Below are 13129 nucleotides of genomic sequence, written 5' to 3' on the forward strand. Positions count from 1 at the left end.
ATATTATCTCAAAGCATACCACAAAAACTAATCTTCTAAATCTTCCCCATCATACCCAAGCTCCAACGCTTTCACTTGCCCGATCGCATTGCCTGCAATGCCCTTGATAGAGCCATACATGTTAATCGTGCTCTCAAACACTTTTTCCATTTGTTTTTCCCTGCTTTTCCAAATCCTAGCCATCGCGCGTTTTTCGCTTTCTAAATCCGCTCTCAATTGCTCAAACCCCTCTATAATCGCATTCACTTGCATAGAAAATTCAGAGCTTGTCAAATAATGATAGAGCAGATTCACTTTATCGCCCTTATTTTCCTGACTTTTTTTAGCCAAACCCACTTGAATAACCCCCTCTCTTAACACCGTGCTTAACCCCTTAAACTCTTCAAACGAACACACCCACACCCCCTCAAATAACCCCATTCTCTCCATCTCTTTAGGCAGCACTTCACTCACAATCACCCCCACATCAGCCCCAATCTCTCGCATGTCGCTTTTAAGCTTTTCAACCCAAGCTTTTTGAAATTCTTTAGTGCGTTTGCTCTCATAATAAATTTTCCCGCAATTTTGAAATTCCCTAGTATGCACCACTTGAATGCAATCGCCCCCTCTTTGCCCTTTTTTGATTTCTTCAATACTATCTAAGGGGAATTTTTGCCTCAAAAACTCTTCAATCGCCAATTCTTGCACCTCGCCTTGGAATTGCTGCGAGCTTAATTCAGCCTTTCTTTGAGCGTTTTTCAACTCGTTTCTTAACATTTCTAATTGCTCTTCTTGCTGCTTGAATTTCAATTCATTTTTTTCATGCAAGGCTTTTGCTATCCTTTCCCTCTCCACATCCAATTTTTCATTCAATTTTTTTTCATTTTCAGCTTTCAATCGGCTCTCTGCTTCGTTATTTTCTCTTTTTAGCCTTTCAATTTCCGCTTCTTTTTGGTGCAATTCTTGGACTTGTTTGGACTTCTCATCCAATTCTTTTTGCAACAATTCCAATCCTTTTTGCTGCTCTAAAAAAGCGTTTTTTCTGGCTTCTTCAATGATTTTAGCCCTTTCATCTTGCAAGGCTAACGCGCTCTCTTGTTTGACTGCATCATTAAATTTAGCCTTTTGTTCTTTCTCTTGCTCTTTTAGGGCCTCTTCTTTTTGCTTTAACTCTTTGAGTTGGCTCTGATACTCCGCTCTTTTTGCATCCACCTCTTTTTCAAACTCTTTTTGTTGGGCTAAAAACCTGCTTTGATTTTCTGATTCTATCTGTTTCAATAGCGCTTCATTCACATTAATTGGCGCTTGACAATTGGGGCATTTGATTTGATTTTCTTGCATGATTTTCCTTTAAGATTTGATTTTTTATATTTTATAATAGAATGAGATCAATTTAACTTAAGTTAGAGAACAATACGATGGGAAGAAGTCTTGCATTAGCATTACAAAAAGCGTCTATCCCTAAATCCGCACTAAATCCGCATCGGTGCATAGAGCGCCACTCATCAATCATTTTTTAAAACAAGTTATTTTACAAAGCCACTCTGATGAAAACAAAAATGAAAATCCCTTATTAAAACCCTACAGTGCATTTATTGCGCTTTCTTGCACTCAATTCCATTATTCGGGCATGCGCCTAGTTGCCCCCTATGAAAACGATTTTGTTATTTTTGAGTTATTGCATTGATTTTCAGGAACGCAATTTTGAACGCCAACAACTTTTCAACTAGATCCGAAAGAAATTAAAACCCAAATCCTTGAGCGTTTAAAACTCTAAAATCAAAAACACCAAAACCAAAACATTAAACATTAAATAAAAAGAAGCAGTAAATCTAATCAAAAGAATTAAAGATTTTTGACAAAAGTAAGTTAAAATTTTAAAACGATCGGATTTTAAGAAATCTAAATACCGCCAAAAACACGCGTGCATTCCCTATAAATACGCTATTAAGCGCTAATTTATCTCCGTTTTCAAAACCATTTCATAATAGGGAGAAAAAGTGAAATCTATGGATTAGAAAAATCTGCTTAAGCTCTCTTGACCCTTTTAAATTGGGTGCTTTTTTGTCCGCTTTGGTGGGGAAAAGCACATTACTTCTTCTTAATCTCAGAGAGTTGGTCTTTAAGTGAGCTGTTAATATTCTCTTTGGAGCTCTTTTTCTTGGGGGTATATTGACTTTTTGGCAAGCTATCTACAATTTCGGCAACACTACGCTCTCTCACATTGCAAGACTTCTTTAATTCTGAAGGGACAGAAATGGGGCATTCTTGAATGTTGGCGATGAATACTTCAAAGCCTTTCTCCCAAGCGGCTTCTAACACAGGCACAAAATCGGTATCCTTGCTGAACAGCAAAATACACCCTCCTTGTTTGGTGCAATATAGCTTGGTAATATCGTGTGCCAACAGCACATCAATTTGTTTTTGACGCAACTTTAAGTGCGGTATGAGAATTTTGGCTTCTATGCCATTATGGACTTCTTTATATTCGAACTCATATACGAATTCGAACATTACCCGACCGACTCATAACTTCACCTGATTTTGTTGGGCGATATTGTGGTTGAAAATTTGGATAATCCCTGACTTTTTTACTTTCTCTTCATATTCTTTCTTCAGGATTATTCTTTTTATACTTCTCAAGTTCTTCGTTTTTATTGCCCTTGATTCTGGGCTCGACTTCTGTGAAAGGCTCAGATACATAAAAGTAGATCCGTTTCAATTCCTCTTCAGGCTCCAAGAACGAACGGATTAGCGATAAGAGCTGCTCGGGGATATTGAAATTAAAAAAAGACTCTTTAAAACGCTCATCCGTTTCTTGGATTGCCCTCAAATCAGAGCGTAGATTGTCCCAATCCACAAAAATCGTGGTTTCAGTTTTTTCCATGTTTTCTCCCAAAATACGAACTTTGCCATAAGGGTTGAGTATAGCATGGGGATCTAAACATGCCTTGTTTTTTAAAGAGAATAAAGGTTCTGTTCTCATCAAATACAGACACTCAAAGCCTTATTTAATTTTTAACTAATCTTTCTAAAAAAGAATCTTAACAGAAATTAATGGCGGACTTCTTTGATCCTTGCTGCCTTACCTCTCCTATCGCGCAAATAGTAGAGTTTCGCACGGCGAACCCTACCCACACGCAACACCTCAACGCTCGCTAAACTTTCGCTATAAAAAGGGAAAATTTTCTCCACGCCGATATTGTTAGCCCCTATTTTACGCACGCAAAAAGTCTTATCCACGCCATTGCCTCTAATCGCAATGCACACGCCCTCAAAATACTGAGTTCGTGTTTTTTCGCCTTCTTTAATGGTAATACCAAGCCTCAAAGTATCGCCGGCTTTAAATGCTGGCATGGTCTTGTCTTTTAATTGAGCGTCTTCAAACTGCTGAATGTAGCGGTTTTTCATGTGTTTTCCTTAATGTCAATTTCATGATTTGTGCTGTTTGAATAAATCAAGGCGGTAAAATTTTGTCCTTAATTTTGACAAATCAAGTCTTAGTTGCTTGATTCTAGCATGATTTCCTTTAGAATATTCTGAAGGGGCAGGGATTTTATTGATTTCTTTGGATTTAAAAACAGCGTTAGCGAAATTAGGGGCTTCCAAATAATGGTTTTCAAAGCTCTCATTTTCTAAAGATTGAGCGTTGCCCAAAACCCCTTGAATATAGCGAGCGACACTATCTATCAAGCACAACGCCCCAAGCTCGCCCCCTGTTAAAATAAAATCGCCTATACAAAAAACCTCATCAGCACCAAGTTCAATAGAGCGTTCATCAAAGCCCTCATAACGCCCGCACACCAAAACGACATGTTTTTTTTGAGCCAAACGCATCGCGTCTATTTGCTTGAAAGGCTTGCCCACCGCGCTTAAAAAAATCGTGTGTTTAGGGTTTTTAACAGAATGGAGCGCATTTTCTATCATCTCAGGGTCTAAAATTTGCCCTGCACCCCCACCAATGAGCGTGTGATCCGCTTTTTGATATTTATTAGTGCTAAAATCTCTAAGGCTTAACACTTCTAATTCAAAGAGATTTTTTTCTAACGCTCTTTTTAAAATAGAATCTTCAAAATAAGGCCATACGAGTTGCGGGAAAAGGGTTAAAACGCTGAATTTCACTCAACTATTCTCTAAAAGCGTTTTAGCGTTATTGGTGGTTATTTTTTTGTCTTGCAAAAGGATTTCTTTGATATAAAAATCCCTATAAGGGATTAAAAAAATCTTAGCCAAACCTTTTTCAACCAAACTTTTCGTGGTTTCAACCATAAAATAATCTATTTGAGAAATCCTTTGGATTTCTATGACTTTTCCTAAAATCTCGTTTTCTTCCACCACGCTAAGCCCTACTAAATCGCAATAAAAAAACTCCCCATCTTTTAAAACACAGAGTTTTTTACTCTCTGCTTCGCTCATAAAAAGCCCTAAATTAGTCAGCTCTTTAGCCTTTTCGGGCGTGTGGATAGTCTCTAAAAACAACAGGTTTTTGGCATGTTCATAAGAATGGATGATATATTCTTTAAAAGAAGAAGTGCAAGAGAAAGCATTTAGGGAAGCGACACTCACCTTAACGCCTTTTTTTAAGCACTCCGGAAAATCGCTCTCTAAATGAAGCTTTAACCCCCCCTTAAGCCCCACGCTTTTACCAATTCTGCCCACTAAAAGCATAGAAACCATTCAAGGCGTTTGATCGCCTAAAACATGGGGATTTTTATCACCATTTTTACTAGCAAAAACAACGATTTTATAAGAAAACCCGTCTTTGGCTTTCACACCAGAAACAAACGCCTTAATTGTGCTCACCATTTTGCCCTCTTTACCGATCACATGCCCCATGTCTGACGGGTGGGTATAAATAGTGATTTGTTTGACTTTATCTTCTAAAAGCGTGTACTCTACGCTCAAAGCTTGAGGAAAAGAAACAACCTTTTTTAAATATTTTTCTAAAAAAGTTGCCACGCAATACGAATAGTCCTTACACTCAGCTTGAGAAAAAGGCGTGTTCAAAGGATCTAATTCGTGCATTTAATCTCACAAAACCTTAGGCTTTTTGAGAAAGTTTTTCCACCCTCTCGCTCATTTTAGCCCCCACACCTTTCCAGTAATTCAAGCGTTCCTTATCAATCTTAATATCTTTAGGCTCGCTTAAAGGGTTGTAATACCCAATGGATTCAATCCAACCCCCATCCCTTCTTTTCCTAGAATCGGTTACCACCACTCTGTAAAAAGGCTTTTTCTTTCTCCCAATGCGCGTGAGTCTAATGACTGTCATTACAAAAATCTCCTAAAATATTCATATTAGATTTGAGATTATACAACAAAAGTGCCTAAAACATGCTTAAAAATCAGCGCATTTTAGGGGGTGTTTGATTTTTAGCCTGACTCATTAGATTCATCAAATCGCTAATGCCCTTTTTATTCGTTAAGCGTTTCGCCATTTTGCTCGCTTGATCAAAGCGTTTGATGATGCGATTGATTTCAGACACTTCTAAGCCGCTCCCTAAAGCGATCCTTTTTCTTCGGCTGCCGTTTAAAATCTCGGGGTTTTCTTGCTCTTTTTTCGTCATGGAATTGACCATAGCCTTGATTTTTTTCACTTCTAAAGAGCTTTCTAAATCCGTGTCTTTTAACGCGTTTGCCATATTCCCTAAACCTGGAATCATAGAGATTAGAGAACTCATAGAGCCTAATTTTTTCACCTTTTCAATCTGGTTTAAAAAGTCATTGAAAGTGAATTGCCCTTTTTTGAGTTTTTTGCTTAAATCTTTGGCTTCATTAGGGTTTAAAACGCTAGCGGTTTTTTCAGCGAGCGAGATAATATCTCCAGCCCCCATCAAACGCCCCACAATCCTTTCAGGCACAAACACATCTAAATCCGGGATTTTTTCCCCGCTCCCGATAAAACGCAAGGGCAAGCCTAATTGATAAGTGATGCCTAAGGCGATACCCCCTTTAGAATCGCTATCAAATTTGCTTAACACCACCCCGTTCACGCCTATTTCTTCATTAAATGTGTTCGCGCTTTTGACCCCATCTTGCCCGCTCAATGCGTCTGCGACATACAGCACCTCATGGGGGTTTAAGACTTCTTTAACTTCTTTTAATTCTTGCATAAGCTCTTTATCAATGGCTAAACGCCCCGCGCTATCTACGATCAAAACATCAAATTGCGCTTCTTTAGCCCTTTTTAAAGCGTTGTTAGCGATTTCTTTCACGCTTTTATTTTCTTCATAAAAAACTTCCACGCCCACCTGTTCGCCCAAAACCTTTAATTGCTCCACTGCCGCTAGGCGTTGCAAATCGCACGCACATAAAAGCACTTTTTTATTTTTGGTTTTTAAATAATGAGCGAGTTTAGCGGTGGTGGTTGTCTTACCGCTCCCTTGCAAACCTGCCATTAAAACCACGGTGGGAGGCGTTTGAGCGAAAGTAAAACCACTGCTCCCTTTAGCGTTTAAAATTTCTAACAAACTCTTTCCTAAAGCGTCTAAAAATTGCTGCTTACCAACGCCATTCAGTTTAGTTTGACTTTCCACTTTTTTGAGCAATTCTCTAGCCACTTTATGATGCACATCATTTTTTAAAAGCGTTTTTTTCAATTCATCTAACGCTCTGTCTAGCGCTTTTTCATCATCTTGAAAGCGGATTTTATTGAGTGCGTTTTTAAACCCATCGCTTAATGCTTGAAACATTTTCTATCCTTTTATTATGGTTGTTCTAACAAATCCAATTCTTGCTGGATCTTACTCTCTTTTTCTAAAAGCGTTTTTAAACTCTCTTGCGCTTTTTCTAACACGCTTTTAGGCGCGTTTTTGACAAAATTTTCATTGTGCAAATTGAGTTTTAATTTTTCTTTTTCCAATTTTTCTAACTGCTTTTTTAAACGCGCAACAAGCGGGCTTAAATCAAGATTTTCTAAATTCGCATAAGTTTGGCAAAATTCCCCTACATCGCTCACGCTTTTTAAAGGCTTAGAACCAATCACGCTGACTTTTTCTAATCTCGCTAATTTTTGGGCGTAAGTTTGCAAACGCTCTGTGTTTTCTATGGCTTTACTTAATCTTACGCTCGCTTCTTTTAAAACAATCGGTGGGGTTTCTAGCATGATTTTTAAACGCCTTAAAGACACAATGCAATCTTTGATCACTTCAAATTCATGCTCTAATGGTTCATCTTGTGCCAAATCTTTAGGGTAAGGCATGATCATGATAGAACGGGTGTTTTCTAGCTGAGTGTTACTGAGCTTGTGGTATAAAGACTCGCTGATAAAGGGCATGAAAGGGTGCAAGAGTTTTAAAGCCTCTTTTAACACGCTCCCTAATTCGTCTATCGCTTCATTTTCCACTTTAGAAAATTCAATGAACCAATCGCAAAATTCCCCCCACAAAAAGCGGTATAACAAAGTGGTCGCATCATTAAAGCGGTAGTTATCTAAAGCGTTACGCGCCTCTTTAGTCGCTGAATTTAAGCGCGATTTCGCATAACGCCCTAAAGGCGTTTGGTATTCGTTCAAACGCTCTCTGTCTTTAAAAGCTTCTTGTTTGAGTTTCAAATAACTCACCGCATTGAAAATCTTGTTGGCAAAATTCTTGTTATTTTCTAAATGCGTAGTAGAAAGCTTAATGTCTCTGCCCGTAGCGCACAAATTGGCTAAAGTGAAACGCAAGCTATCCGCTCCGTATTTTTCTATCATCTCTAAAGGATCGATCACATTACCTTTAGATTTGCTCATTTTTTCGCCTTTTTCATCCCTCACTAAGGCGTGCAAGTAAATATCTTTAAAGGGCAATTCACCTAAAAGCGATTCGCTGCAAAAAAGCATCCTGGCCACCCAAAAAAAGAGGATGTCAAACCCGGTAATGAGCGTTGTGTTAGGGTAGAAATCTTTCAAATCGTTTTCATTAAACAAATCGCTTTTTTCTTGCCCCCACCCCAAAGTAGAGAACGCCCATAGCCCTGAACTAAACCATGTGTCTAGCACATCTTTATCTTGCTCTAGTTTTTCACTCTTACAAGTAGGGCAGTTTAAAGGGGTGTCTAGGCTTACAAACTGGTGGTTGTTTTCGCAAGTAAATACCGGTATTTGATGCCCCCAAAACAATTGCCTGCTGATACACCAAGGGCGTAATTCCCTCATCCAAGCGTTGTAGTTATTGATCCAATTAGAAGGGTAGAATTGCGCTAAACCTTGTTGGATTTTTTCAATAGAACTTTGAGCGATTTCAGGCTTGACAAACCATTGCTTAGACACATAAGGCTCTACCACATTATGACAACGATAGCAATGCCCCACTTGATGCGTATGTTCTTCTATCTTTTCTAATAAGGCGTTTTCTTTTAATTTTTCTACGACCTTTTCTCTGGCTTCTAAACGCTCTAAATTTTCAAACTCCCCGCAATGCGCGTTCAAAATCCCCTTTTCATCAAAGATTTTAATCGCCTCCAAATGGTGGCGTTTGCCCACTTCATAATCGTTAAAATCATGCCCAGGGGTAACCTTCACACACCCTGTGCCAAACTCCATTTCCACATGCGCATCAGCGATAATAGGGATTGTGCGATTGATTAAAGGCAAGATCGCTTTTTGCCCCACTAAATGCTTGTATCTCTCATCATTAGGATTGACTATCAGCGCGCTATCACCAAACAAAGTTTCAGGGCGTGTGGTAGCCACCACTAAATAATCTTTTTGATTTTCTAAAAAATATCTAATATAATACAACGCCCCCTTACGCTCTTCATACTCCACTTCAATATCGCTCAGCGCCCCGTCTTTAGTGCACCAATTCACCATGTAATTATCTTGAATGATGAAGCCTTTTTCATACCATTTCAAAAACGCCAATTTAACCGCTCTTTGCAAGCCCTTATCCATCGTGAAACGAGTCCTAGAAAAGGCCGCGCTCACGCCTAAACGCTTCATTTGCTCTAAAATCGCTCCCCCGCTCTTTTCTTTCCATTCCCACACTTTTTGAATGAACTCTTCACGCCCTAAATCTTCTTTTTTAATCCCTTGATTTAAAAGTTGCTTTTCTACGACATTTTGCGTCGCAATACCGGCGTGATCCAACCCTGGCTGATACAAAGTCTTATACCCGTCCATGCGCTTGTAACGCGCTAAAATGTCTTGCAAACTTAAAGTTAGGGCATGCCCTATGTGTAAGATGCCAGTCACATTAGGAGGGGGCATCATCAAACAAAATCGTTTGCCTTTTTCTTGGATTGCTTCATTGCTATCAATTTCAAAATACCCCCTATGAGAGCAAATTTCATAAATCTTTTTTTCTATCTCTTGGGGTTGGTAGGTGGTGGGTTCTTGTTTCATTATTGTTATTATCCTAAAATAGAGCGTTCCTTAAAAAATGGTTGGATTTTGGAACGCCTTTTGCTTTTACGCTTTTAATTGTTGCGTATTTTTTTAAAATTATACAACAAAGCATTTAAATTAAAAAGGATAGTCCAGTGAATTACTTTTTAAAAGCCCCTATTTTAGGATTTGAGCATATCAATGAAGTGCGTTTGGAAAAAATTGATTCCTTATTCAGCCGATTAATTGGTCAAACCAATTCCCCTATGGCGTTGGATATGGTCTTAGTGAATCCTTATTGTTTGAGGGAATACAGCTTTGTGATACCCAAATACATAGAATTACTGCTAGAATTAGATTCTCATTCCAAAGTTGAGGTGTATTGCGTGGTCGTGTTGCAAAAAAATTTAGAAGATTCTATGGTTAATTTCTTAGCCCCTTTAGTGTTTAATTCCAAAAACGGCTTTGGCGCTCAAGTGGCACTTTCTATGATGGATTATCCGGATTTTGGCTTTAGGGACCCCTTAAAAAGCTTTGTGATTCAAGAAAGAGAACGAGCTTAAAGGTTTTTAACATGAAATTCGCTCTTACAGGGGGAGGCACAGGGGGGCATCTCTCTATCGCTAAAGCCTTAGCCATAGAATTAGAAAAGCAAGGCATAGAGACTATTTATTTAGGCTCAACTTATGGGCAGGATAAAGAATGGTTTGAAAACAGCCCCCTGTTTAGCGAACGCTATTTTTTCAACACGCAAGGCGTGGTCAATAAAAGCTTCTTTAAAAAAATAGGCTCTTTATTCTTGCAAGCTAAAGCCGCTTTTAAGGCTAAAGAAATCTTAAAAAAACACCAGATCACGCACACCATTAGCGTGGGAGGATTTAGTGCAGGGCCTGCGAGTTTTGCAAGCTTGTTCAATAAAATACCCCTTTATATCCATGAGCAAAATGCGATTAAAGGCTCTCTTAATAGCTACCTTTCCCCTAAAGCTAAAGCGGTGTTTTCAAGCTATGCCTTTAAAGATAAGGGAAATCATGTTTTAACCTCCTATCCCGTGCAAAACGCTTTTTTTGATTTTGCTAGGACTCGCACTGAAATCAAGCATATTTTATTTTTAGGCGGTTCGCAAGGAGCCAAAGCGATCAATGAATTCGCTTTATTAAACGCTCCTAAACTCACCAAACAAGGGATTCAAATCACGCACATTTGCGGCTCCAATTCTTATGAAAAAGTGCGCTTTTTTTACCAGGAATTAGGGCTGTTGGATAAGGTAGAATTGTTTGCTTTCCACAACAACATCATAGAGGTCATGTGCAAGGCGGATTTGTGTGTGAGCAGATCCGGAGCGAGCAGCGTGTGGGAATTGTGCGCCAATGGCTTACCCACGATTTTTATCCCCTACCCTTTTGCGAGCAATAACCACCAGTATTACAATGTCTTAGAATTTGAAAAAGAAAACTTATGCTATGTCGTGCCTCAAAATGAATTATTGCCTAAAAAGCTCTTTGAAGTCATTAGAAAGCTCAACCAAAAAGACGAGCAAGACAATAAAAACCTCACCACTATCAGCAACAAATTGCAACAAAAAATCGCTAAAAACGGCGCAAAAACCATCATTGAAACGATTTTGAACACCTAAAATAGCCCATTTTAATCAACAATTAAGCGACTAACCATTAAACTTAAGCGATAAATAAAATAAAATTTAGGATAGCTCAAATCTTTTAAAAAGAAAAGGATAACCCCTTGCAAAACTTTGTTTTTAATAAAAAATGGCTTATCTATTCTAGCCTACTCCCCTTATTTTTTCTTAATCCCTTAGCGGCAGAAGATGATGGGTTTTTTATGGGGGTGAGTTATCAAACTTCTCTAGCCATTCAAAGGGTGGATAACTCAGGGCTTAACGCCAGTCAAGACGCATCCACCTACATCCGCCAAAACGCTATCGCTCTAGAATCTGCGGCAGTGCCTTTAGCCTATTATTTAGAAGCGATGGGGCAACAAACTAGAGTTTTAATGCAAATGCTCTGCCCTGATCCTTCTAAAAGATGTTTGCTTTATGCGGGGGGCTATCCTAAAGAAAATAACGGCGATACAGGCAACAACCCTCCAAGAGGCAATGTCAATGCCACCTTTGATATGCAATCTCTAGTCAATAATTTAGACAAGCTCACCCAACTCATCGGCGAGACTTTAATCCGTAACCCTGAAAATCTTTCTAACGCCAAAATCGTTAATATCAAATTTGGCAATCAAAGCACTGTTATTGCATTGCCTGAGGGTCTAGCCAATGTCATGAACGCTTTAAATGATGATATTACCAACGCTTTAACCACGCTCTGGTATAACCAAACCTTAACGGATAAATCTTTTAGCACCCCTAATGGCAGCCCTGTAAGTTTTAGCCCCGAAGTCTTGCAACACCTTTTACAAGACGGCTTAGCCACAGCAAGCAGTAATCAAACCATTTGCAGCAGTCAAAACCAATGCACCGCTACTAATGAAGCTAACTCTATCGCTCAAAACGCCCAAAACATCTTCCAGGCTTTAATGCAAGCAGGGATTTTAGGGGGCTTAGCCAATGAAAAGCAATTTGGCTTCACTTATAATAAAGCCCCTAATGGCAACAATTCCCAACAAGGCTACCAAAGCTTTAGCGGCCCGGGTTATTACACCAAAAATGACACTACGCAAGCGCCCTTAAAAGACTTACCCGCTGGAGCGACGATTGGATCAGGCAATGGCCAATACACCTACCACCCTAGCTCGGCAGTCTATTATTTAGCTGATAGCATCATCGCTAATGGCATCACCGCTTCTATGATTTTTTCAGGCATGCAAAACTTCGCCAATAAAGCCGCTAAACTGACAGGCACTTCAAGCTATAGCCAGATGCAAGATGCGATCAGCTATGGGGAAAGTTTGCTCAGTAACACCGCAGCGTATGGGGATTTTATCACTAATTGGGTCGCCCCCTATTTGGATTTGAATAATAAAGGTTTGAATTTCTTGCCTAGCTATGGAGAAAAAGCTAATACCAATAATGCAAACCCACAAAATCTAACCCCACAACAAGCCCAACAAGAGCAAAAAGTCATCATAAACCAACTAGAGCAAGCCACAAACGCCCCCACCACCGCACAAATAGACAAGATCTTAGCTAGCCCCTATTCCCCCACGGCAAAAACTTTAATGGCTTATGGGCTTTATCGCTCTAAAGAAGTGATTCATGGGGTGATTGATGAAATGCAAACTAAAGTGAATCAAGTCTATCAAATGGGCTTTGCTAGGAATTTTTTGGAACATAACTCTAATTCTAATAACATGAACGGCTTTGGCGTGAAAATGGGCTATAAGCAATTCTTTGGCAAAAAGCGCATGTTTGGGCTTAGGTATTATGGTTTTTATGATTTTGGTTACGCTCAATTTGGCACAGGATCTTCTTTAGTGAAAGCCACTCTCTCTAGCTATGGAGCAGGCACAGACTTTCTTCTTAATATTTTTACCCGAAAAAGGGGGACTGAAGCGATAGATATAGGTTTTTTTGCCGGCATCCAACTTGCAGGGCAAACCTGGAATACGAATTTTTTAAACCAGGTAGATGGCAACCATCTTAAGCCTAAGGACACTTCTTTCCAATTCCTTTTTGATTTAGGCATAAGGACTAATTTTTCCAAAATCGCTAATCAAAAAAGATCTCGTTTTTCTCAAGGGATAGAATTTGGCCTTAAAATACCGGTGCTTTATCACACCTATTACCAATCAGAAGGCGTTACAGCGAAGTATAGAAGAGCCTTTAGTTTTTATGTGGGCTACAACATAGGCTTTTGATTAAATAAAATAAGG

Annotated in this window: 11 protein-coding genes and 2 pseudogenes; 4 read left to right on the forward strand and 9 right to left on the reverse strand. The window is 39.1% G+C overall.

The window, feature by feature from the left end; all coding sequences use genetic code 11:
* Positions 1 to 27: 27 nt before the first annotated feature.
* Positions 28 to 1320: a DUF2130 domain-containing protein gene (locus tag AA974_RS05035; RefSeq protein WP_064433677.1), complete on the reverse strand. Its 1293-nt coding sequence runs from the start codon at positions 1318 to 1320 to the stop codon at positions 28 to 30.
* Positions 1321 to 1397: 77 nt separating this feature from the next.
* Here AA974_RS05035 and AA974_RS08060 point away from each other — a divergent pair.
* Positions 1398 to 1756 (forward strand): annotated as a pseudogene (locus tag AA974_RS08060) (hypothetical protein).
* 314 nt (positions 1757 to 2070) lie between these two features.
* Here AA974_RS08060 and AA974_RS05045 read toward each other — a convergent pair.
* The 8 genes and pseudogenes from AA974_RS05045 to valS all read right to left on the reverse strand — a co-directional run bounded on the left by AA974_RS05045 (position 2071) and on the right by valS (position 9304).
* Positions 2071 to 2866: pseudogene (locus AA974_RS05045) on the reverse strand (NYN domain-containing protein).
* 167 nt (positions 2867 to 3033) lie between these two features.
* A complete protein-coding gene (gene rplS / locus AA974_RS05055) occupies positions 3034 to 3390 on the reverse strand; it encodes a 50S ribosomal protein L19 (protein ID WP_000797699.1) in 357 nt (118 codons plus the stop codon).
* 21 nt (positions 3391 to 3411) lie between these two features.
* Entirely contained in the window at positions 3412 to 4101 is a 690-nt protein-coding gene (gene trmD / locus AA974_RS05060) for a tRNA (guanosine(37)-N1)-methyltransferase TrmD (RefSeq protein WP_064433679.1), read from the reverse strand.
* A complete protein-coding gene (gene rimM / locus AA974_RS05065) occupies positions 4102 to 4656 on the reverse strand; it encodes a ribosome maturation factor RimM (RefSeq protein WP_064433680.1) in 555 nt (184 codons plus the stop codon).
* Entirely contained in the window at positions 4657 to 5004 is a 348-nt protein-coding gene (locus AA974_RS05070; protein ID WP_064433681.1) for a KH domain-containing protein, read from the reverse strand.
* A 16-nt stretch (positions 5005 to 5020) separates the two neighbouring features.
* Complete coding sequence (gene rpsP / locus AA974_RS05075) at positions 5021 to 5251, reverse strand: 30S ribosomal protein S16 (RefSeq protein WP_000216125.1); 231 nt, start codon at positions 5249 to 5251, stop codon at positions 5021 to 5023.
* 73 nt (positions 5252 to 5324) lie between these two features.
* Positions 5325 to 6671, reverse strand: coding sequence for a signal recognition particle protein (ffh, locus tag AA974_RS05080; protein ID WP_064433682.1), 1347 nt, complete (start codon positions 6669 to 6671; stop codon positions 5325 to 5327).
* Positions 6672 to 6685: 14 nt separating this feature from the next.
* On the reverse strand, positions 6686 to 9304 hold the full coding sequence (gene valS, locus AA974_RS05085; protein ID WP_064433683.1) for a valine--tRNA ligase: 2619 nt from the start codon (positions 9302 to 9304) through the stop codon (positions 6686 to 6688).
* A gap of 137 nt (positions 9305 to 9441) precedes the next feature.
* On the opposite strand from valS, the gene fliW reads away from it, so the two are divergent.
* From fliW to hopI, 3 genes are all read left to right on the forward strand, one after another.
* Complete coding sequence (gene fliW, locus AA974_RS05090; protein ID WP_001105851.1) at positions 9442 to 9849, forward strand: flagellar assembly protein FliW; 408 nt, start codon at positions 9442 to 9444, stop codon at positions 9847 to 9849.
* An 11-nt stretch (positions 9850 to 9860) separates the two neighbouring features.
* Positions 9861 to 10922, forward strand: a complete 1062-nt coding sequence (murG, locus tag AA974_RS05095) for an undecaprenyldiphospho-muramoylpentapeptide beta-N-acetylglucosaminyltransferase (RefSeq protein WP_064433684.1) — start codon at positions 9861 to 9863, stop codon at positions 10920 to 10922.
* Positions 10923 to 11029: 107 nt separating this feature from the next.
* A complete protein-coding gene (gene hopI / locus AA974_RS05100) occupies positions 11030 to 13114 on the forward strand; it encodes a Hop family outer membrane protein HopI (protein ID WP_064433685.1) in 2085 nt (694 codons plus the stop codon).
* Positions 13115 to 13129 lie beyond the last annotated feature (15 nt).

The organism is Helicobacter pylori (genome assembly GCF_001653475.1).
Lineage (GTDB): Bacteria > Campylobacterota > Campylobacteria > Campylobacterales > Helicobacteraceae > Helicobacter > Helicobacter pylori_CM.